Source organism: Cellulomonas sp. P4_H4, from assembly GCF_056400865.1.
On record NZ_JBFUKL010000002.1, the window covers coordinates 133580 to 153951 of the forward strand.

The window sequence follows — 20372 nt, forward strand, 5'->3', positions numbered from 1 at the left end:
GCGGTGCCCTTCTCGGGGTGGTCGGGGGGCCTCCTATCCTGGAGGCATGTCGACCACGGCCCACCCGACCCGGGCAGGCGGCTACGCCAAGGGTCGGGCGACGCGCGAGGAGATCCTCGACTCCGCGATGCAGCTGTTCGGCGAGGTCGGCTACCGCACGGCGTCGCTGCGCGAGGTGGCTGCTCGCGTCGGGATCTCGCACCCGGGCCTGCTGCACCACTTCGCCAGCAAGGCGGCGCTGCTCGAGGCCGTGCTGGTCCGTCGCGACGAGGTCGACCAGGCCGCGTTCGACGCCGACGTCGCCGCGGGGATGGACTTCTTCGACGCCATGGTGCGCGTGGTCGAGCGCAACGCGGAGCGCCCAGGCATCGTCGAGCTCTTCGCGACGCTCTCCGCCGAGGCCACGTCCCCGGAGCATCCTGCCCACGACTACTTCCAGGAGCGCTACCGCACGACCGTCCAGCACGCGACGACGGCCTTCGCCGAGTGGCAGACGGCCGGCCGGCTCCGCGCGGGCGTCGAGCCGCTCGTCGCCGCGCGCCTGGTGGTCGCGGTCATGGACGGGCTCCAGGTCCAGTTCCTGATGGAGCACGACACCCCGGACACCCGGGTCGACATGCACGCGGCCCTGCGCGCCCAGATCGACGCGTTGGTCGCTCCCTGAGGCTCGCCGTCAGACGGTGCCGTCGGCCAGGTCGGACCAGAACGGGATCCGCAGCTCGTCGGGAACCACTCCCATCGGGGCGGCGCGGCCGAGGAACTCCCGGCCGAGGTAGTCGGCGAGGTCGGTGCCGTAGTAGATGACGTCCGTCTGGTACACCGACAGCACCGGGGTGCCGGTCGGCGCCGGCCCGCTCGGCAGGTAGCGGTGCGCGAACACCGGGACCAGTGCGGGGACGCCGGCCAGGTGTTCGCGCGCCACGACCTCGTCCGGGCCGCCCGGCCCCCACGACGCCGGCCAGAAGCCGTTGTCGCGGACGTCGAGCAGGAGGCCTTCGACGGGCCACGCGAGCCGTTCGCGCACGTCTGCGGCGTCGTCGGCGAGCCAGTCCGGCCAGCCCCGGCCGACCGGCAGCACGCGGCGCAGCAGGTCGCGGTGGTCCGGGCAGAAGGTGATCCCGAACCGCTCCTCGACCTCGGTGAGCTCGTCGTCGCTGAGCCCGTCCTCGAGGACGACGCCCGCGTCGAACAGGTCGTCGAGCAGCGTCTCGGTCACCAGGCCCATGCGCCGAGTCTTCCAGCCCGGGCCGGTCAGCCGGCGGCGACCTTGGCGACGAGGGTGTCCAGGTCCGCCAGCGTGAAGTCCGTCATCCCGAAGGTCACCAGGACCTTCGCGGGCATCTGGGCCAGCATCGCCTGCGTCGCCTCGTCCATGGGCGGCATGTCGGCCGGCATGGTCAGGGCGCTCTGCATGAGCGGCCCGCCGACCGGGTGCGCGAACCACTCCTCGATCGTCGACATCGCCGTCAGGTCGCCCCAGAGCGGGTCACCCTCCACCTCGATCGACACCGCGTCGCGGATGTCCCGCGACGACGCCCCGACCTCGATGACGAACTCGCCGCCCTCGACCACCCAGCGCCGGAGCCCGGTGTGCCAGTAGGAGAGGTCGCGACGAGTGAGCTCGAAGCTCAGCGTGCGGGACGCGCCGGGCGCCAGCGACACCTTGCCGAAGGCCTTGAGCTCGCGCGTCGGACGCAGCACGGAGGCCTGAGGGTCGCGGACGTAGACCTGGACCACCTCGGCACCCGCCACGGACCCCGTGTTGGTCACGGTCACCTGCGCGGACGTCTCGGTCGCCGAGAAGCCGGTGTACTCGAACGTCGTGTACGACAGGCCGTGACCGAACGGGTAGGCGACGTCCATGGCGCGGGTGTCGTACCAGCGGTAGCCGACGAGAACGCCCTCGCCGTAGCGCACGTGCCCGAGCTCGCCCGGGAAGTTGCCGAACGCGGGGGTGTCCTCGAGGCGGTGCGGGATCGTCTCGGTGAGCTTTCCGGAGGGGTTCCGCGCACCGAGCAGCAGGTCAGCGACGGCCGAGCCGCCTGCCTGACCGCCCAGCCAGGTCTCGAGGATCGCCGGAGCCAGGTCGTGCCACTCGCTGACCGCGACGGCCGAGCCGTTGGCCAGCACGACGACGACGCGGGGGTTGGCCGCGGCGATCGCGCGCAGCGCGTCCACCTGGTTGTCGGGCAGACCGAGCCGGGGTCGGTCGTACCCCTCGGACTCGTCGGGCCCGGGGAGGCCGAGGAACACCACGACCGTCCGGGCGGACCGGGCCGTCTCGACCGCCTCGGCGAGCAGCTCGGTGTCGTCGCCCGCGGGGCCGCCCGCGACGGTGAACCCGGCGGCGAACGGCGCGTCCGGGCGGAGCACCGAGAGCGCGGTGAGTGCGTCGTCCAGCCGGGTCGGGTTGACCTGCGACGAACCGGCACCCTGGTAGCGCGGGGTGCGGGCGAACTCGCCGACCACCGCGAAGGACCCGGTCAACGGCAGCAGGGGAGCGCCGTCGACCGGGTCGTTCTTGAGCAGGACCGAGCCGTCGGCGGCGGCCTCGCGGGCGAGCGTGTGGTGCTCGTCGACGTCGAAGGTGACCTCCTCGGACGCGCCCGCCAGTGCGCGCTCGACCAGGCGCAGCACCCTGCGGACGGCCACGTCGAGCACAGCCTCGTCGAGGGAGCCGTCCCGGACGGCGGCCACGACGGCCTCGTCGGAACCCCCGGTGGACGCGGGCATCTGCAGGTCCAGCCCCGCCGCGAGAGCCGGGACGCGGTCGTGCACGGCACCCCAGTCGGACACGACGAGCCCCTCGAACGCCCACTCGTCGCGCAGCACCTCGGTCAGGAGCCAGTGGTGCTCGGAGGCGTACGTGCCGTTGACCTTGTTGTAGGCGCACATCACGGTCCACGGCTGGGCGGTGGTCACGACGCGCTCGAACGCCGGCAGGTAGATCTCGCGCAGCGTGCGTTCGTCGACGTCCGCCGAGACGCGCATGCGGTCGGACTCCTGGTTGTTCGCGGCGAAGTGCTTGAGCGACGTGCCGACGCCCTGGCTCTGGATGCCCTGGACCAGCGCGGCCCCGAGGACGCCCGCGACCACCGGGTCCTCGGACACGTACTCGAAGTTCCGGCCGCACAGCGGCGTGCGCTTGATGTTGACGCCCGGACCCAGCAGCACCGCGACGTCGTTGGCCCGGGTCTCGCGGCCGAGGGCCTCGCCCACGCGACGCAGCAGGTCGGTGTCCCACGACGAGCCGAGCCCGGCCGCGGGCGGGAAGCAGGTGGCCGGTACCGAGCCGCCGATGCCCAGGTTGTCGGAGGTCTCGGCCTGCTTGCGCAGACCGTGCGGTCCGTCGCTGACCATGATCGACGGGACGCCCGCACGCTCGACGGCCTTCGTGTGCCAGAAGTCGGAGCCGGACGTCAGCGACGCCTTCTCCTCGAGCGACAGCTGAACCAGGGCGTGCTCGACATCGAAGACCGGCGCCATCGCGGCATCTCCTCGGAAGATGTATCGGTAAAGAAGTACGGACCGACCCTAACCGATTCCTTACCGCCTGGTAAGTCTTTGGCAGGAAGTCAGGAGATCGTGGCCGTGTCGTCGAGGAACGAGCCGGTCACACCGCCGCCCTCGACGACTGCGAGGCACAGACCCGCCCGGTCGCCGCGCGCCCACGACTGCTGCGTCGGCGCCCAGGTCACCGCGGTGACGCCCGCGTCGACCTCCGCCTGGTCCAGCACGCACGAGCGCGCCACGCGCGAGTCGGCAACCTGCTGGCCCGGCCACAGGGAGTCGTCGGCGAACTCGTAGGTGGTGACCACCTGGGCTGCGTGCGGATCGGTGCACGGGACGACACGGACGGTGTCGACCTGCCCGTCCGCCGGCAGCGGGTCGAGGCAGTTGCCGGTCACCAGCTGCTGGGCGTGCGCGTCGCGCGCCGAGTCGACGTCCGCGGGCAGCGGCCGTGTCGCCAGGCCCGTGAGGACCACGAGGACGACGGTCGACGCGAGGGCGAGCGTCGTGACCGCACCCAGCACCGCGCCGGCGATCGCCATGCCCTTGCCGCGCGTGCCCCGGCGGGCGATCCGACGCAGCGCCAGCACGGCGAGCACGAGCGCGACCGGGCCGACCAGCAGGATGCCCGTCACGAGCGACCAGACCGCGAGCGGCTCGATCGGCGCGCGGGGCTCCTGCCAGCCCGGTGCGTAGTGCGGGGCCGGGTAGGCGTACGGGTCCGGCGCGCTCAGGTCGTGCTCCCGGGCGCAGGCGTCAGGGTCTGCTCGACCGCCGAGCCGCTGATCTGGCCCTCGTAGGTGAAGTACGTGCAGTACGCCGTGGTCGCGCCGCCGGCGAACTGGTCAGGGTGCGGGGCGAACAGCACGACCTCGAGCTCGTCGACGCGCTCCCGCAGCAGGGCGTCTGCCGTGGCCGAGCACTCGTCCATCGCCGCCTCCCAGACCGGGTCGGCCGCGGTGAGCGACTCGCTGGACGGCCCGGTCATCGTGACCAGGGAGAGCACCTCGCCCTCGTGGGGCAGCGTGCACGAGATCACGTTCGTGTCGCTCATGTCCCACTCGTAGGAGTACACGTCGAGGCAGTTCCCGACCTGCAGGTCGGTCCGCAGGGAGTAGGGCGGGAGGGTGTCGTCGACCTCGTCGTCGCTCGAGCCGTCGCCGGTCGAGCTGCCGTAGTCCTCGCTGCCGTACGAGGTCGGGCCACCTTCGGCGACGAGGCCGACGATGAAGAGCCCGATGATGAGCAGGTACGCGATGCCCAGCGAACCGGCGACGATCCCCGTGATCGCCAACCCGCGACCCTGCTTCCCGTTCACGCGGATCCGGCGCAGCGCGACTATCCCGAGAACGAGTCCGACCACCCCAGGCAGTCCTCCGAGGAGAATCAGCCCTCCGAGACTCGTCGCGATCGAGGCGACAGCGAGGGGCTCCGTCTGCGACGACGGTGGCGTTCCGTAGGAGCCGTACGGGCCCACGCCGTAGGGCGTCCCGTAGGGCGGCGCCCCGTTGTACGGACTGCCGCCGTACCCCGGAGGCTGGCCGTAACCGGGGGAGGCGAAGGCAGGGTGACCCGCGGTGGGAGGTGCCCCGTAGGGCGATCCACCAGGAGCCGTGCCGTAGGCCGCGCCCGTGGGGGCCGGACCGTAGGGCGAGCCGTACCCGGGCTGCGCACCGTAGACCGGCGTCTGCGTCTCCTGCTGAGGGAGTCCGGCGAACGGGCCGACAGGGCCCTGGGGCGGTGTGAACGGGTTGACGGTCGGGGCGGGAGCGCCGTCGTACGGCGCCGCACTTCCCGACGACGCGCTCGAGGCGACATAGGGCGCAGCGGGTGCCGAGTAGGGCGCCGTGGGCACCGACGGGCTCGTCACCGTGGGCAGCACGGCCTCGTAGCCGCTCGGAAGCGGCGGCACGGGCCCACCTGCGGGTGCTTGTCCCCCGGGCACGGTGTAGGGATCGGGCAGCGGAGCCGGCCCCCCAGGCTCGTAGCTCATGCGCGCAACCTAGTCCACGACGCATCGTCAGTCATCGGAGCAGGCGCCCGATCACCCTTGCGCCACGTCGGCTTGTGCACTTCGCCCCGCACGCGACCGATCACTCGGCGATCTCGAGCACCACCGGTACGTGGTCGGACGGCGCCTTGCCCTTGCGCTCGTTGCGTTCGATGCTCACACCGGCCACCCGTGCGGCGAGCGCCGGCGTCGCGTACGTCAGGTCGATCCGCATGCCCTCGTTCCGGGGGAACCGCAGCTGCTGGTAGTCCCAGTACGTGTAGGTGTGCTCGGCCGGCTGGTGGACTCGGGAGACCTCGGTGTACCCGGCCTTGGCGATGGCGGCGAACGCGTCGCGCTCCGCCGGGGTCACGTGGGTGCGGCCCGCGAACCAGGCCGGGTCCCACACGTCGGTGTCGAGCGGTGCGATGTTCCAGTCTCCGACGAGCGCGACCTGCGTCTGCGGGTCGGCGTCGAGCCAGCCCTGGGCCGCATCGCGCAGCCGCGCCAGCCAGTCGAGCTTGTAGACGTAGTGCGGGTCGTCCACCTCGCGGCCGTTCGGCACGTAGAGGCTCCAGAGCCGGACGCCGCCGCAGGTCGCGCCGATCGCACGAGCCTCCGCCGCCGCAGGCTCGCCCCACGTCGGCATGCCGGGGAAGCCGACCTCGACGTCCTCGATGCCCACCTTGGACAGGATCGCGACGCCGTTCCACTGGCTGAAGCCGCTCGTCGCGACCTCGTAGCCGAGCGCCTCGAACGCCTCGCGCGGGAACTGGTCGTCCTTGCACTTGGTCTCCTGCAGGGCCAGCACCTCGACCCCTGTGCGCTCCAGGAAGGCGAGGGCGCGATCGGTGCGCGCGCGGATCGAGTTGATGTTCCAGGTGGCCAGACGCATGAGGCAGGACGCTACCCGGCGGGACGGACACGACGAGCCACGCTGCGTCGGGCGTCGTTCGTCACGGGCGCCGTGCTCGACGGCAACGGCGGCGCCTGGTTCTCCTAGCGCGAGCGGTCCGTCACCGCGGCCTCGGTCCGACCCACGACGAGCGACCAGGCCCAGCGCGCGACGTCCTCGGGCGGCGGGAGCGGGTCCAGCTGCACCCACGCGGTGAACACGGCGATCACGGTCCCCGCGACACCGGCGGCGAAGACGCCCTCCGGGATGTCGCGCTGCACGGGCACGGTGCCGTTCAGCCGCATCGAGTCGACGACCAGCCTCCGGACCCGCTCGTGCAGCCGGTCCACCGCGACGAGGGACCCGTGCGGCCCGAGCGCCGTGCGGTAGAGGTCCAGGTGCTGAGCGATCAGGGCCGCGTACAGCACCAACGTCGGCGGGGGCTGGTCCGGCGGCGACTCGGGGTTGATCGTCCCGGCGTCCAGGCCGAACTGCGCGGCCTGCGCGTCGAGCGCATCGGCCAGCAGCGTGTCCGTGTCGGGGTAGTGCTGGTAGAACGTGCTGCGGTTGACGGTGGCGCGGTCCGCCACGTCGGCGACGGTGATCTCGGTGAACGGCTTCTCCTGGGCGAGCACGAGCAGTGCCTCCTGGAGCAGCCCGCGCGTCCGCAGCACTCGCGGATCCACCCGTGCACGGTCGTCGTCGCCCGTCATGATTTCACTGTAGCTACGCGACGTCTGTCGGCTTGGGTCGAGAGAGCCGAATCGAGAAGATGTGCAGAATCACCCGCTGCGGGCCGCCCAGCGCCCTCTGGCGACTGCCTGTCGGGGGTTGCTGACCCACGGACATCCGGGCGCGACGAGACCCGGGCGCCCCCTCCGGCACCCGGGTCTCGTCGTCGACGGGCGGGCTGTGATCGCCCGCGCCGTCACCATGCTGCGGCCGTGCTCCCGCGCACGGCCTCAGCTCACTTCACGTCGTCGTCCACCCAGTCGAACGTCTTCGTGACGGCCTTCTTCCAGAGCCGGTACTGCCGGTCGCGCTCGTCGTCGGCCATGCTCGGCTCCCAGCGCTTGTCCTCGGCCCAGTTGTCGATGACGTCCTGCTCGCCGTTCCAGTAGCCGACCGCGATGCCCGCCGCGTAGGCCGCACCCAGAGCGGTCGTCTCGGCGACCTGCGGACGCACCACGGGGACACCGAGGATGTCCGCCTGGAACTGCATGAGCAGCTCGTCCTGGACCATGCCGCCGTCGACCTTGAGCTCGGTCAGGTTGACGCCCGAGTCCGCGTTCATGGCGTCCAGCACCTCGCGCGTCTGGAAGGCGGTGGCCTCCAGTGCGGCGCGGGCGATGTGGCCCTTGTTGACGTAGCGGGTCAGGCCGACCAGGGCACCGCGGGCGTCGGAACGCCAGTACGGAGCGAAGAGCCCCGAGAACGCCGGCACGAAGTAGGCGCCACCGTTGTCGTCGACAGTCTTCGCCAGCTCCTCGATCTCCGGCGCCGTCGAGATGATCCCGAGGTTGTCGCGCAGCCACTGGATCAGCGAGCCGCTGACCGCGATCGACCCTTCGAGCGCGTACACGGTCGGCTGGTCGCCGATCTTGTAGCAGACCGTGGTCAGCAGGCCGTTCTTCGACGGGACCGGCGACGTGCCCGTGTTGATGAGCATGAAGTTGCCGGTGCCGTACGTGTTCTTGGCCATGCCGACCTCGAAGCACGCCTGCCCGAACGTCGCGGCCTGCTGGTCGCCCAGGATGCCCGCGATCGGCACACCGGGAACCATGCCGCCCTCGCGACCCGTGCCGTACACCTCGGACGAGGAACGGATCTCCGGCAGCATCGACATCGGGATGCCCATGTCTGCGGCGATGTCCGCATCCCACGACAGAGTCGCGAGGTCCATCAGCATGGTGCGTGACGCGTTGGTCGGGTCCGTGACGTGCACGCCGCCGTCGACGCCGCCGGTCATGTTCCACAGCACCCAGGAGTCGGTGTTGCCGAACGCCAGGTCGCCGGCCTCCGCCTTGGCGCGGGCGCCGTCGACGTTGTCAAGGATCCACTTGACCTTCGGGCCGGAGAAGTACGTGGCCAGCGGGAGGCCGACCTTGTCCTTGTAGCGCTCGGCGCCCCCGCCGAGCGCCCCCAGCTCCTCGGCGATCTTCTGCGTGCGCGTGTCCTGCCAGACGATGGCGTTGTAGACCGGCTTGCCGGTCGTGCGGTCCCACACCACGGTCGTCTCACGCTGGTTGGTGATGCCGACCGCGGCGATGTCCTTGTACGTGAGGTTGGCGCGGGTCAGGGCGAGGCCCACGACCTCGCGGGTGTTCTTCCAGATCTCCTCGGCGTCGTGCTCGACCCACCCGGCGCGCGGGAAGATCTGCTCGTGCTCGAGCTGGCCGGACTCGACGATGTGCCCGGAGTGGTCGAACACGATCGCGCGGGAGCTCGTGGTGCCCTGGTCGATGGCAAGGATGTACTTGGTGTCGGGCATGGTGCGATTTCCTCCGAGAGATGCGTCGTGAAAAGAGGGCCCGGACGGCGCCTACCAGGGGGCCAGTGACGCCGTCCGGACGGTGGAGTGGGTGCCAGGTCAGACGACGTAAGCGCCAGCGACGAGGCCGCCGATGGCACCGCCGACGAGCGGTCCGAAGATCGGCACCCAGGAGTAGGCCCAGTCGCTCGAACCCTTGCCCTTGATGGGCAGCAGGGCGTGGGCGATGCGGGGACCGAGGTCACGTGCCGGGTTGATCGCGTAGCCCGTCGGGCCACCGAGGCTGGCACCGATGCCGACAACGAGGAACGAGACGTACAGCGCGCCGAAGTCCGCCGGGTTCTTGGCGAAGCAGAGGACGACGAACACCAGGACGAAGGTGCCGATGACCTCAGTGAGGAAGTTCCACAGGTAGGTGCGGATCGCCGGCCCCGTCGAGAAGACGGCGAGCTTGGTGGCTCCGGGTGCTTCCTCGTCGAAGTGCTTCTTGTAGGCGATGAAACAGACCAGCGCACCTAGCGCTGCGCCGAGCATCTCTGCGGTGACGTAGTAGAAGCCGTTGGCCGCTGTGATAGGGATGCCGGCGACGAACTCGTCGGCACCGCTCGCCCACTTGCCGATCACCACCGCGGGGTTGAGGTAGGCGCCCGACTTGAAGGACGCAAGCACGCCCGCCATGACCGCAAAGCCCCACCCGATGTTGATGAGGAGCCAACCACCGTCGAAGCCTTTGTTCTTCGGGAGGATGACGTTCGCGACGACACCGGTACCGAGCAGTACGAGGAGCCCTGTACCCATTACCTCGGACCAGAAGGCATCTGTCATTGTGTAGTCCACAGTCGACCCTTTCTGACGGACATCGTTGTCACGTTGACCTCGCGGTAGACCGCGAGGGGTCTTAGGTGCCGACGGGCCCGGACGAGCCCTTGCCGGCCGGTGATCCCGGCTTGATGCCGGCTCCCACCGCTTCCTTGGAGTCATCGACCGCCCGCATCGGTGCCAGGTCGGCTGCACGCAGCCGGACCTTCTCGGCGGAGGCGTCGTCGGTCTCCTGCGCTGCTGCGTCCTCGGCTTCGGCTCGAGCCGTGTACGCGGCGATCTCACGGCTGCGGGTGGCGTCGTCCCAGCCCAGGACGGGCGCGACGAGGTCGGCGATCTGCTCGAGCGCACCGACCCCCTTGTCGGCCTGCTCGTAGTTGAGCCGGGTCCGGTGCATGAGGACGTCGTCGAGGTGCAGCGCCCCCTCGTGGCTCACCGCGTAGACGATCTCGGCGCCGATGTACGCGTCCGCGTTCGTCAGTGGCTCGGCGAGCGACGGGTCCGCGTCGACCAGGTCGATGAGCTCGCCCAGGAGCGACCCGTACCGGTGCAGCAGGTGGTCCATCCGCGGACGGCTCCACCCGTACTTCTGACCGATCGCGCGTGCCTGGCGCTGGAACACCTGCAGGCCCTCGGCGCCGACGAGCGGCAGGTCGTCGGTGATCGACGGCAGCGACGTCGCACGCGAGCCGATCGCGAAGTCGACCGCGTCCTTGGCCATCACGCGGTACGTCGTGAGCTTGCCGCCCGCGATCACCGTGAAGCCGGGGGCGGGTGAGGCGACCGTGTGCTCGCGAGAGACCTTCGCGGAGCTGGTGCCCGCCTTGAGCTGCGGCTGCAGCAGCGGACGCAGGCCGGCCCACGTGCCGATGATGTCCTCGCGCGTGATCGGGCGGCTCAGCACCGTGTTGGCGTGCTCGATGACGTAGTCGATGTCGGCGCTCGTCGCCACGGGGTGCGTGAGCTCCTGCTCCCACGGGGTGTCCGTCGTCCCGATGACCCAGTAGCGCGACCAGGGGATGATGAACAGGACGGACTTCTCGGTCTGGAGGATCAGGCCGACCTCGCCGGCGATCCGGCTGCGCGGCACGACGATGTGCACGCCCTTGCTGGCCAGCACCCGCAGGCCGCCCTCGTTGCCGGCGAGCGCCTCGGTCTGCTCGGTCCAGACGCCCGTCGCGTTGATGACGTGCCGGGCGCGGACGTCGATGCGGTCGCCCGTCTCCAGGTCAACGACCTCGGCGCCCGTCACGGCGCCGCCGGTGGTCGTCTGCAGGCCCTGCACCTGTGTGCGGCTCGCGGCCCGAGCGCCGTACGAGACGGCGGTGCGCACGAGGGTCGAGACGAGCCGTGCGTCGTCGACCGCGGCATCCCAGTAGCGGACCGCCCCGATCGCGGCGTCGTGCCGCAGGTCCGGGAAGAGCCGCTCCATACCCTTGCGGCTCAGGTGGCGGTGGATGGGCAGAGCGCGCTTGGCGCCGTTCACCGAGGCCAGCGTGTCGTAGAGCGCGACGCCCGCGCCCACGTAGGCCCGCTCCCAGACGCGGTTCTCCAGCGGGTACAGGAAGCTGACGGGCTTGACGAGGTGCGGCGCCAGGCGGTTGATCAGCAGGTCCCGCTCGGTGAGCGCCTCGCGGACCAGGTGGAAGTCCAGCATCTGCAGGTAGCGCAGCCCGCCGTGCACGAGCTTGCTGGACCTGCTCGACGTGCCGCTGGCCCAGTCCTGGGCCTCCACGATCGCCGTCGACAGACCGCGGCTCACCGCGTCCAGAGCGATCCCTGCGCCGGTGACGCCTCCTCCGATGACGAGGACGTCGAGCTCGTTCCCCCGCTCGGCACTCGCGCGAAGCGCGTCGAGCGCGTCCTGTCGAGACTGGGCCGTCAACGGCGCCGTTCGCATCTGATTGCCCCTTGAGTTGTGCGGTGAATCGGTTTCGTACCGTTCGCCCGGTACGGGCTCCTTGGCTATCGTCGTCATGAGGCGAACGAACGCGCAACCGGGCTGCACATATGTGCAACGATCGCGTCCGGACGAAAGTAGGGTGCGATGTACGTCGAACGCGAGCAGGACGTGCTGCGCGCCGCGTCCATGTACTACCTCCAGGACATCAAGATGGAGGTCATCGCGCGGCACCTGGGCACGTCGCGGTCCACGGTCTCGAGGCTGATCAAGCGCGCGCGGGAGTCCGGACTCGTCGAGATCACGTTGCGTCCGGCGAGCACGCGTGCACCGGGACTCGGGCGCACCATCGCGGCCACATTCGGCATCGAGACCTACGTCGTGCCCGTCCCGGACTCCGCCAGCCACATCGAGCGGCTCGACCAGGTCTCGATCACGGCGGCACGCCTGCTGTCGTCCTGGTTCGACTCCGACATGGTCCTCGGGGTCGCCTGGGGGACCACGCTGGCGTCCGTGTCGCGGTACCTCGCACCGAAGCCGACGCGGGGCTCGGCGGTGGTCCAGCTCAACGGCGCGGCAAACATGCGCACCAGCGGGATCGAGTACGCGACCGACCTGATCTCGACGTTCGGGTCCGCGTTCTCGGCCGCGGTGCACCACTTCTCGGTGCCCGCCTTCTTCGACTACCCCGACACCAAGGCCGCCATGTGGCGCGAGCGCTCGGTCCGTCGGGTGCTCGACATGCAGCGTCGCGCCGACATCGCGGTGTTCTCGGTCGGCGCCGTCGCCGGGGCCGTGCCCAGCCACGTGTACTCGGCCGGGTACCTCGACGACTCCGACGTGCGGAACCTGCACGACGAGGGCGTCGTCGGAGACGTGTGCACGGTGTTCCTGCGCGCCGACGGCTCGTGGCAGGACGTGCACCTCAACGAGCGGGCCACGGGTCCGACGCCCGTCGAGCTGCAGCGCATCCCGCGGCGCGTGTGCGTGGTCGCCGGGGACAACAAGGTCGCACCGCTGCTCGCTGGACTGCGAGCCGGTGTGGTCACCGACCTCGTCGTCGACGAGATCACCGCGACCGGCCTCCTGGAGGCCGCCGAGCCCCCGCACCACCGTCGGGCGGGCACCCGGACCCGGGGTTAGGCCAGGACTCTCGTCGTCGACCGACGCGCCCCGCTCGGGGAGGCCGGGGACGTGAGACAGTGAGCGAATTGTCAGCCGGGTCCCGCGGGCAGAGCGACCCCGACCAGAACTGAGCACCCGTGACCGAGGACCGTCCCCCCGGTGTCGCCGTCGGACCAGCGCCCGGCGAGCTGCGATACCTCGTCCTTGCGGCGCAACGCGAGGCGAACCGCGTCTACGCCCGGCTGCTGACGGACACGGGCCTGACCCCCTCGCAGGCCGAGATCCTGCTCGTCCTCCACGAGTACGGGCCACTGAGCCTGCGCGATCTCGGCAGGATGATCGTGTGCGAGGCCGGCAGCCCGAGCCGCGTCGTCGACGCGCTGGTGCAGCGGGACCTCGTCGAGCGGCAGTCGGACCCGCGCGACCGGCGTGCGGTGCTCCTGACCCTGACCGTCCACGCCGAGCAGCTGGTGCCACGGCTGCGCGAGGTGGAGGGCACCATGGACACGATGACCAAGCAACGGCTCGACGCACAGCAGAGCACCGCGATGGCCGGCGCGCTGCGACGATTCCTCCTGGGCACCCGGGAGCTCGAGGCTCTCGAGAGCCGGTTCGCGGCGGCACACTCGGACCCACGGGCCGACCCGCCGCACCCGGTCGCCGAGACCGCATGAGCGCGCACTCTTTCGCCGTGCGGCCAGCCATGCCCGCGGACGTCCGAGCCATCCGCGGGCTCGTCGAGCCCTACGCGCAGCAGCGGATCCTCCTTGCCAAGGAGTGGGTCGGCTACTACGAGTCCGTGCAGGAGTTCCTCGTCGCCCAGGCACCGTCGGTCGACGACGAGCCCGGCGACGTCATCGGGTGCGGCGCGCTGCACGTGATGTGGCAGGACCTCGCCGAGGTCCGCACGCTCGCGGCTTCCGTGGCCTGGCGGGGCGCCGGTGTGGGGCACGCCCTGCTCGACGCCCTCCTGGAGCGCGCGCGGGACCTCGGGCTGCGCCGGGTGTTCTGCCTGACGTTCGAGGTCGAGTTCTTCGAGGCGCACGGGTTCCACGTGATCGAGGGGACGCCTGTCACGCCCGACGTCTACCTCGAGCTGCTGCGCTCGCACGACGACGGCGTCGCCGAGTTCCTCGACCTGGCGCGCGTGAAGCCGAACACGCTGGGCAACACCCGGATGCTGATCGAGCTCGACTGACGGCGGCTCAGTGGGGGAGTCGGTAGCCCGGGGGCTCGTCGTCTCCTCCGGAGCGGTCGCGCACGACCAGTGAGTCGGCCACGAGCGCGTCGAGGCAACGCTCGAGCTGGCGGGTGTCCGGCCACACCGCGTCGACGGCGGCGGCGGGCACGGAGCCGATCGCGTCGCGCAGCAGGGCCATGACCCGTCCGCGGACCTGGCGGTCGGTGCCGACGAACCCCTGGGTCCTGCGGCGGGCGGCGTGCACGTCGGCCGGGCGACCGGCGGCGAACCACGCGCAGCGGTCGACGACCGGGCAGCCGTCGCACCGGGGAGAGCGCGCGGTGCAGACGAGCGCGCCGAGCTCCATCGACGCCGCGGCCCACCGGGCGGCGGTCGCGTCGTCGGCGGGCACGAGCTCGCTCGCGGCGCGGACCTCGGCGGCGGTCTGCGTCGGCGGTGGGAGCGCCTCGCCCCGCACCGTGCGCGCGAGCACCCGGCGCACGTTGGTGTCGAGGACCACGGAGCGACGTCCGAACGCGAACGCCAGCACCGCGGCGGCGGTGTACGACCCGACGCCAGGAAGGGCGAGCAGCTCGGGCTCCGACGAGGGGACCTCACCGCCGTGCCGTTCGACGACCGCTCGCGCGCACTCCTGCAGGCGCAGCGCCCGACGCGGATAGCCCAGGCGGTCCCACGCCCGCAGGACGTCGCCCGTCGACGCGTCGGCGAGGTCGACCGGCTCCGGCCAGCGCGCCATCCACGCACGCCAGGCCGGCTCGACGCGGACGACGGGTGTCTGCTGGAGCATCACCTCGCTCACCAGGACGCCCCACGGGGTCCGGTCCGGCGCCCGCCACGGCAGGTCACGGGCGTGCACGTCGAACCAGGCGAGCACCGGCTCGCGCAGGGCGGACGGGGTCAGCGGCGGCACGGCAGCATCGTGCCCCACCGGGAGGCCCGCCGCCGTCAGCAGCACCGTGGCACGGCAGCATCGTGCCCCACGGAGGGGCCCGCCGCCGTCAGCAGCACCGTGGCACGGCAGCATCGTGCCCCACCGGGAGGCCCGCCGCCGTCAGCAGCACCGTGGCACCGCCGCATCGTGCCCCACGGAGAGGCCCGCCGCCGTCAGCAGCACCGTGGCACGGCAGCATCCTTCCGCACGCGCGGCCGGGTCGCGGTGGGCCTAGCGTGACCGGATGGACCTGGTCGCCGGACCGTGCGGGAGCGTCGCGGACGCCGAGGCCGTGCTGGGCACCCCCGGCGACCAGCGGCACTGCTGGTGCCAGTTCGACCGGTGGGCACCGTCCGTCTACCGGTCGATGCCGGTCGGGGAGAAGCGCGCCCACCTCGTCGCGCAGGTGGATGCCGACGGTGCGAGCCCCGGCGTCGTCGCCCGGACCGGCGACGAGCCTGTCGGGTGGGTGTCCGTGGCACCCCGCTCGACGTTCCCGCGCATCGCGACGAGCCCGTCCATGTCGACCGCGCAGACGCGCGCTGACCTGGACGACGACGGCATCTGGGCGGTCACGTGCTTCGTCGTGCGGACGCGGTTCCGACGCCGTGGCGTGTCCGCGGTCCTGCTCGACGCGGCTGTCCGTCACGCCCGCGACGGAGGGGCGCACACGGTCGAGGGCTACCCGGTCGACGCCGCCGAACGCCCGAACGCGGGGTCGGGGACGTACCGCGGGCGGCTGTCGACGTTCGAGGCGGCGGGCTTCGAGGTGGTCGCTCGGACGCGCCCCGGGCGCGCGGTGGTCCGGCTCGCACTCTGATCCGGCGTCCTCGGTGCGTCGGCTCGGCGTCGGCCGTGCGGGCATTTACCGTTGTCGCGCCACGGAGGACGGGGTGGCGACGAGACGTGAGGGGCCGGTGTACCGATGAGCGCTCAGCAACAGCCTCGGGTCCCCGCCCGCGTCTACTGGGTGCGCCGCCTGGTCGTCCTCGGGATCCCGCTGCTGGTCGTCGTTCTGCTCGTCGTGTGGCTGACCGGCCGCGGCGATGACGCGGGTGCGACTCCAGCGGCCGTGACCTCTACATCAGCGGTCGCCCCGGTCGAACCGACACCGTCCACCACGCCATCCGAAGAGCCTGGCGGTGTCTCCGACTGCGACGCGACGACCCTCGCGGTCGCCATGACGGCGACGGCCGAGTCGTTCGGACCCGGTCAGAGCCCGTCGTTCAGCGTCTCGATCACGAACAACGGGTCGGAGTCGTGCCTGGTCGACGCCGGCGAGGCCAGCCGGGAGATCGTCATCACGTCGGGCGACGACCGGGTCTGGTCGAACCGCGACTGCATCGTCGCCGGGACGGAGAGCCGCGAGCTGCTGCTGCCCGCAGGAGGGAACGACACCTCGCAGCTCGCGTGGAACCGCGTGCGGTCGGAGCCGACCTGCCCGGCGGGTCTGCCCGCACCCGGCTCGGGGACCTACTCGGCCCAGCTCACGCTGGCCGGCGCGGCGGCGGCACCCGCGGTGTTCGGGCTGAGCTGACCCGCGCTCGGCGGCGTCGCAGGGCGGACCCGAGAACGACAGCCGGTCAGACGTACCGCTCGAGGATGCTCGACTCCGCGAGGCGCGACAGGCCTTCGCGAACGGCCCGGGCGCGCTGCTCGCCGACACCCTCGACGGCCATGAGGTCGTCGATGCCGGCGGCCAGGAGCTTCTGCAGCCCGCCGAAATGCGACACCAGGCGGTCGACGATCGCGCCCGGCAGGCGGGGGACCTTCGACAGGAGCCGGTAGCCGCGGGGGCCGGTCGCGGCGTCCAGTGCGTCGCCGCCACCAGGGAAGCCGAGCACGGTGGCGATGCGGCCGATGTCGACGAGCTCGGTCGAGTCGAGGTAGGACAGCTCGTCGAGGACCGAGTCGACGTCGCGCCGCACGGTGTCCACGTAGTCGCGGATGACCAGCTCGCGATCGGAGCTGATGCCACCGACGAGCTCGTCGAGCTGCAGCGTGAGCAGGCGTCCGTCGGTGCCCAGCTCGACGACGTACCCCTCGATCTCCTCGGAGATGCGCCGCACCATCTCGAGGCGCTGGACGACGGCGGACACGTCGCGGACCGTCACCAGGTCCTCGATCTCGAGTGCGGACAGGGTGCCGCTGACCTCGTCGAGACGCGACTTGTACCGCTCGAGCGTCGCGAGCGCCTGGTTGGCGCGGGACAGGATGGTGGTCGAGTCCTCGATGACGTGGCGGTTGCCGCCGACGTAGAGCGCGATGATCCGCATCGATGCCGAGACCGACACGACGGGCAGGCCGGTCTGCTTGGCGACACGCTCCGCCGTACGGTGCCGCGTGCCGGACTCGGAGGTCTCGATCGTCACGTCGGGGAGCAGCTGGACGGCCGCGCGCACGATGCGGGAGATGCTCGCGTCGACCACGACGGCGCCGTCCATCTTGGCGAGCTCGCGCAGGCGGGTGGCCGAGAACTCGACGTCCAGCACGAAGCCGCCCGAGCAGATGCTCTCGACCGTGCTGTCGAACCCGAGGACGATCAGCGCGCCCGTGCGACCGCGCAGGATCCGCTCCAGACCGTCGCGAAGCTCCCCGCCGGGGGCGACCGCGGCGAGCGTGGACCTCAGCAGGTCGTCTGTGGCGTGCGAGTGGGGCGGCACAGGGTGCATCGTAACGACGCCCGGTCACGCGGACCCCCTCCGACCCGCAGGTGGTCGTCGTCGTTCACCCGCCCGGCAGAAGTAACAACGCCGTTACCGGACCGAGACGTGTCCGACGCGTCCAGGCTGTTGTCTATTAGGAAACCTACCTGTTAGTTTTGACGCACCTGGAAAAGTGAGCCACGAGGGCCCGCCGACCGGGAGCGGTCAACGACGATCGGAGCGCACCAGATGAGCGGCACGCCCAGCCAGCCGGGAACACCCGGGCTGCTGCGCGCCATGAACGACCGGGCCGCGCTCGCCCTCCTGCTCGAGCACGGACCGCTCACGCGGGCGCAGATCGGGGAGCTCACCGGGCTCTCCAAGCCCACCGCGTCGCAGGTGGTCGCGCGGCTCGAGCAACTGGACCTGATCGACGTCGTCGGCTCGCTCGCCGCGGTCCGCGGACCCAGCGCCGTCACGTACGGCGTGCGCACCCACCGGGCCCACGCGGTCGCAGTCGACGTCCGGCCGCACCTCGTCGTCTCGACGCTCGTCGACGCGACCGGCGGTGAGCACCCGGTCGCTGAGGTGCAGCTGTCGCGCACCGCGTCCGAGCGGTCCGCGGTCGGCGACATCCGCGCCGCCATCGAGGCCGCGTGCCAGGCCGCCGGGACCTTGCCCGACACGGTCGTCAGCGTCGCCGTCGGCGTGCAGGGTGCCGTCGACCCGCGCACCGACGACCTCGCCTTCGTCGGCCTGATGCCCGGTTGGCCGCGCAAGGCCGTCCGCGCACAGCTGGAGGACGGACTCGGCCTGTCCGTCCGCATCGACAACGACGTGAACCTGGCCGCGGTGGCGGAACGGGTCGAGGGGGCTGGGCACGACGCCGACGGCTTCGTCCTGCTCTGGATGGGGGACGGGCTCGGCCTGGCCCTGGACCTCGCGGGCACGTTGCACCGCGGCGCCGCGGGAGGTGCCGGCGAGATCGGCTACCTGCCTGTGCCGCAGGACGCCGCTGGGCTCGTGCCCGCGGCGAAAGACCTGCAGGACCTCATCGGCGGTATCGCGATGGGCCGTCTCGCCCGGGCGCACGGCGTCCGCGGTCGGACCCTCGACGCCGTCATGGCCGAGCTGGCCGCCCACCCCGAACGCCCGGCCATCCTGGCCGAGCTCGCGGTGCGTGTGGCCGTCGGCGTCATCCCCGCGCTCGCCGTGCTCGACCCTCCCCAGGTCGTGCTCGGTGGACCGACCGGCGTCGCCGGTGGTCAGACCCTCGCCGACCTGGTGCGAGGGCACATCCGCAGGACCACCCGGTGGTCCCCGCACATCTCCGTGAGCACCGTGGCTGATCACCCGGTTCTGCGCGGTGCCCGATCCGTCGTTGGCGCCGACCTGCGCTCTCGACTCCTGGACCTCGTCCCTTAACCCACACCCCGCACGACGACCTGCTCGGACGCACCTGGTCCGGGGGGCGGTCCGTCGTGCGCTCGAACCCGCGATCGGAGCCTCTGGTGAGTACACGCACCTCCCGGCGAGCACGGCTCGTCGTCCCCGCCCTGGCGGCCGTTGCCGTCCTCGGTCTCAGCGCCTGCAGCGGCGGTTCGTCGGACTCCCCGACGGCCGCAGCGTCGGCCCCGACGGACGTCAGCGGCACCGTCGAGTTCTGGCACTTCTTCACCGACCGTGAGGCCGACGTCATCCAGTCGGTGGTCGACGACTTCGAGACGGCCAACCCCGGTGTCACGGTGAACGTGAAGTCCGGGCAGGACGACCAGAAGATGCGACAGGCCATCTCCGCAGGTCAGGCCATCGACGTCGGGCTGTCGTACTCGACCGACCAGGTCGGCCCGCTGTGCTCGTCGGGCGACTTCGCCGACCTGTCGAGCTTCATCGAGCGCGACGACGTCGACCTGACGCAGATCCCCGAGACCGTGCTGGGCTACACCGAGTTCGACGGCGTGCGCTGCAGCATGCCCGCGCTGGCGGACGTCTACGGCCTCTACTACAACAAGGACCTGCTCGCGGCGGGCGGCTACACCGAGCCTCCCAAGACGCTGGCGGAGCTCAGCGACATGGCCGTCAAGCTGACGACGTTCAACGACGACGGCTCGATCAAGACCCTCGGCTTCATGCCCCTGCTCGGCTACTACGAGAACGCCGAGTCCCACTGGGCACCGGCCGCTGACGCGCAGTGGCTCAACGACGACGGCACCTCCGCCATCGGTTCGTCGCCCGGCTGGAACGCGATCCTCGAGTGGCAGAAGGACCTGATCGACCGCCTGGGCGGCTACCAGAAGCTGGCCGACTTCCAGGCCGCGCTCGGGCAGGAGTTCTCGGCCGAGAACGACTTCCAGACCGGCAAGGTCGCCATGAACGTCGACGGCGAGTACCGCACCGCGTTCATCGCCGACCAGGCGCCCGACCTCAGCTACGGCACTGCACCGATGCCGTCGGCGGAGGGCTACGAGGACAGCTACGGCGCGGGCTACATCACGGGCAACATCGTCGGCATCGGCAAGGGAGCGAAGAACCCCGAGGCGGCCTGGGCGCTCATCAAATACCTGACGACGAACACCGACGCGCAGGTCAAGCTCTCGAACGGCCTGAAGAACGCGCCGACCATGCACGACGCGATCACCTCGCCGGACCTCGAGGTCTCCGAGCAGTTCCAGACGTTCCTCGACATCTTCGAGAACCCGAAGTCGTCCACGACGCCCCCGTCCGCGATCGGTGCGGAGTACCAGACGATCTTCGGCACCCACACGGCCAAGTGGCAGCAGGGTGACGTCACGGACCTGCCCGGCATGCTCGCCACGGTCGACGACGAGATCGACGCCGCCGTCCAGCTCCAGGCGGGCTGACGCA

Annotated in this window: 19 protein-coding genes; 8 read left to right on the forward strand and 11 right to left on the reverse strand. The window is 71.3% G+C overall.

Annotated features, from left to right (window positions below; translation table 11 throughout):
* The first annotated feature begins 46 nt into the window (after positions 1-46).
* Positions 47-664, forward strand: coding sequence for a TetR/AcrR family transcriptional regulator (locus tag AC1DPN_RS06895; protein ID WP_477083994.1), 618 nt, complete (start codon positions 47-49; stop codon positions 662-664).
* Between the two features lie 9 nt (positions 665-673).
* Here AC1DPN_RS06895 and AC1DPN_RS06900 read toward each other — a convergent pair whose 3' ends face one another.
* From AC1DPN_RS06900 to AC1DPN_RS06940, 9 genes are all read right to left on the reverse strand, one after another.
* Entirely contained in the window at positions 674-1225 is a 552-nt protein-coding gene (locus AC1DPN_RS06900; RefSeq protein WP_477083995.1) for a hypothetical protein, read from the reverse strand.
* Positions 1226-1251: 26 nt separating this feature from the next.
* On the reverse strand, positions 1252-3486 hold the full coding sequence (locus tag AC1DPN_RS06905) for an aryl-beta-d-glycosidase (protein ID WP_477083996.1): 2235 nt from the start codon (positions 3484-3486) through the stop codon (positions 1252-1254).
* An 89-nt stretch (positions 3487-3575) separates the two neighbouring features.
* Positions 3576-4172, reverse strand: a complete 597-nt coding sequence (locus AC1DPN_RS06910) for a DUF4190 domain-containing protein (RefSeq protein WP_477084581.1) — start codon at positions 4170-4172, stop codon at positions 3576-3578.
* Positions 4173-4240: 68 nt separating this feature from the next.
* Complete coding sequence (locus tag AC1DPN_RS06915; RefSeq protein ID WP_477083997.1) at positions 4241-5503, reverse strand: DUF4190 domain-containing protein; 1263 nt, start codon at positions 5501-5503, stop codon at positions 4241-4243.
* A 100-nt stretch (positions 5504-5603) separates the two neighbouring features.
* The gene (locus AC1DPN_RS06920) at positions 5604-6395 is read right to left on the reverse strand and encodes an exodeoxyribonuclease III (protein WP_477083998.1); all 792 of its coding nucleotides are present in this window, start codon (positions 6393-6395) and stop codon (positions 5604-5606) included.
* A gap of 104 nt (positions 6396-6499) precedes the next feature.
* Positions 6500-7108 carry a TetR/AcrR family transcriptional regulator gene (locus AC1DPN_RS06925; RefSeq protein WP_477083999.1) on the reverse strand — a complete coding sequence of 203 codons (609 nt, stop codon included), beginning with the start codon at positions 7106-7108 and terminating at the stop codon, positions 6500-6502.
* A 254-nt stretch (positions 7109-7362) separates the two neighbouring features.
* Positions 7363-8886, reverse strand: coding sequence for a glycerol kinase GlpK (gene glpK, locus AC1DPN_RS06930; protein WP_477084000.1), 1524 nt, complete (start codon positions 8884-8886; stop codon positions 7363-7365).
* A gap of 99 nt (positions 8887-8985) precedes the next feature.
* Positions 8986-9684: an MIP/aquaporin family protein gene (locus AC1DPN_RS06935; RefSeq protein WP_477084001.1), complete on the reverse strand. Its 699-nt coding sequence runs from the start codon at positions 9682-9684 to the stop codon at positions 8986-8988.
* Between the two features lie 100 nt (positions 9685-9784).
* On the reverse strand, positions 9785-11605 hold the full coding sequence (locus AC1DPN_RS06940; RefSeq protein WP_477084002.1) for a glycerol-3-phosphate dehydrogenase/oxidase: 1821 nt from the start codon (positions 11603-11605) through the stop codon (positions 9785-9787).
* A 147-nt stretch (positions 11606-11752) separates the two neighbouring features.
* On the opposite strand from AC1DPN_RS06940, the gene AC1DPN_RS06945 reads away from it, so the two are divergent.
* The 3 genes from AC1DPN_RS06945 to AC1DPN_RS06955 all read left to right on the forward strand — a co-directional run bounded on the left by AC1DPN_RS06945 (position 11753) and on the right by AC1DPN_RS06955 (position 13928).
* Positions 11753-12748 (forward strand): sugar-binding transcriptional regulator, encoded by a 996-nt coding sequence (locus AC1DPN_RS06945; RefSeq protein WP_477084003.1) that lies wholly within the window; start codon positions 11753-11755, stop codon positions 12746-12748.
* A gap of 119 nt (positions 12749-12867) precedes the next feature.
* Positions 12868-13404 (forward strand): MarR family winged helix-turn-helix transcriptional regulator, encoded by a 537-nt coding sequence (locus AC1DPN_RS06950; protein WP_477084004.1) that lies wholly within the window; start codon positions 12868-12870, stop codon positions 13402-13404.
* Positions 13401-13928, forward strand: a complete 528-nt coding sequence (locus AC1DPN_RS06955; RefSeq protein ID WP_477084005.1) for an amino-acid N-acetyltransferase — start codon at positions 13401-13403, stop codon at positions 13926-13928. Before AC1DPN_RS06950 ends, AC1DPN_RS06955 begins: the two co-directional genes overlap by 4 nt.
* Before the next feature lie 7 nt (positions 13929-13935).
* On the opposite strand, the gene AC1DPN_RS06960 is transcribed toward AC1DPN_RS06955, so the two are convergent.
* Positions 13936-14841 carry an HhH-GPD family protein gene (locus AC1DPN_RS06960; protein WP_477084006.1) on the reverse strand — a complete coding sequence of 302 codons (906 nt, stop codon included), beginning with the start codon at positions 14839-14841 and terminating at the stop codon, positions 13936-13938.
* Positions 14842-15106: 265 nt separating this feature from the next.
* Between AC1DPN_RS06960 and AC1DPN_RS06965 the strand changes: the two genes are divergently transcribed.
* Both AC1DPN_RS06965 and AC1DPN_RS06970 read left to right on the forward strand, forming a co-directional pair.
* Positions 15107-15682, forward strand: a complete 576-nt coding sequence (locus AC1DPN_RS06965) for a GNAT family N-acetyltransferase (RefSeq protein WP_477084007.1) — start codon at positions 15107-15109, stop codon at positions 15680-15682.
* Between the two features lie 105 nt (positions 15683-15787).
* Positions 15788-16399 carry a hypothetical protein gene (locus tag AC1DPN_RS06970; RefSeq protein ID WP_477084008.1) on the forward strand — a complete coding sequence of 204 codons (612 nt, stop codon included), beginning with the start codon at positions 15788-15790 and terminating at the stop codon, positions 16397-16399.
* Positions 16400-16445: 46 nt separating this feature from the next.
* On the opposite strand, the gene disA is transcribed toward AC1DPN_RS06970, so the two are convergent.
* The gene (disA, locus tag AC1DPN_RS06975; protein ID WP_477084009.1) at positions 16446-17525 is read right to left on the reverse strand and encodes a DNA integrity scanning diadenylate cyclase DisA; all 1080 of its coding nucleotides are present in this window, start codon (positions 17523-17525) and stop codon (positions 16446-16448) included.
* 231 nt (positions 17526-17756) lie between these two features.
* Here disA and AC1DPN_RS06980 point away from each other — a divergent pair, with 231 nt between their 5' ends.
* Positions 17757-18932, forward strand: a complete 1176-nt coding sequence (locus AC1DPN_RS06980; RefSeq protein WP_477084010.1) for an ROK family transcriptional regulator — start codon at positions 17757-17759, stop codon at positions 18930-18932.
* A gap of 86 nt (positions 18933-19018) precedes the next feature.
* Positions 19019-20368 (forward strand): ABC transporter substrate-binding protein, encoded by a 1350-nt coding sequence (locus AC1DPN_RS06985; RefSeq protein ID WP_477084011.1) that lies wholly within the window; start codon positions 19019-19021, stop codon positions 20366-20368.
* Positions 20369-20372: the final 4 nt, after the last annotated feature.

Bases quoted from the DNA above. Each gene is read 5' to 3' on its own strand.
- AC1DPN_RS06895 (WP_477083994.1), top strand. From the start codon at position 47: ATGTCGACCACGGCCCACCCGACCCGGGCAGGCGGCTACGCCAAGGGT.
- AC1DPN_RS06900 (WP_477083995.1), bottom strand. From the start codon at position 1,225: ATGGGCCTGGTGACCGAGACGCTGCTCGACGACCTGTTCGACGCGGGC.
- AC1DPN_RS06905 (WP_477083996.1), bottom strand. From the start codon at position 3,486: ATGGCGCCGGTCTTCGATGTCGAGCACGCCCTGGTTCAGCTGTCGCTC.
- AC1DPN_RS06915 (WP_477083997.1), bottom strand. From the start codon at position 5,503: ATGAGCTACGAGCCTGGGGGGCCGGCTCCGCTGCCCGATCCCTACACC.
- AC1DPN_RS06920 (WP_477083998.1), bottom strand. From the start codon at position 6,395: ATGCGTCTGGCCACCTGGAACATCAACTCGATCCGCGCGCGCACCGAT.
- AC1DPN_RS06925 (WP_477083999.1), bottom strand. From the start codon at position 7,108: ATGACGGGCGACGACGACCGTGCACGGGTGGATCCGCGAGTGCTGCGG.
- glpK (WP_477084000.1), bottom strand. From the start codon at position 8,886: ATGCCCGACACCAAGTACATCCTTGCCATCGACCAGGGCACCACGAGC.
- AC1DPN_RS06935 (WP_477084001.1), bottom strand. From the start codon at position 9,684: ATGGGTACAGGGCTCCTCGTACTGCTCGGTACCGGTGTCGTCGCGAAC.
- AC1DPN_RS06940 (WP_477084002.1), bottom strand. From the start codon at position 11,605: ATGCGAACGGCGCCGTTGACGGCCCAGTCTCGACAGGACGCGCTCGAC.
- AC1DPN_RS06945 (WP_477084003.1), top strand. From the start codon at position 11,753: ATGTACGTCGAACGCGAGCAGGACGTGCTGCGCGCCGCGTCCATGTAC.
- AC1DPN_RS06955 (WP_477084005.1), top strand. From the start codon at position 13,401: ATGAGCGCGCACTCTTTCGCCGTGCGGCCAGCCATGCCCGCGGACGTC.
- AC1DPN_RS06965 (WP_477084007.1), top strand. From the start codon at position 15,107: ATGGACCTGGTCGCCGGACCGTGCGGGAGCGTCGCGGACGCCGAGGCC.
- AC1DPN_RS06970 (WP_477084008.1), top strand. From the start codon at position 15,788: ATGAGCGCTCAGCAACAGCCTCGGGTCCCCGCCCGCGTCTACTGGGTG.
- AC1DPN_RS06980 (WP_477084010.1), top strand. From the start codon at position 17,757: ATGAGCGGCACGCCCAGCCAGCCGGGAACACCCGGGCTGCTGCGCGCC.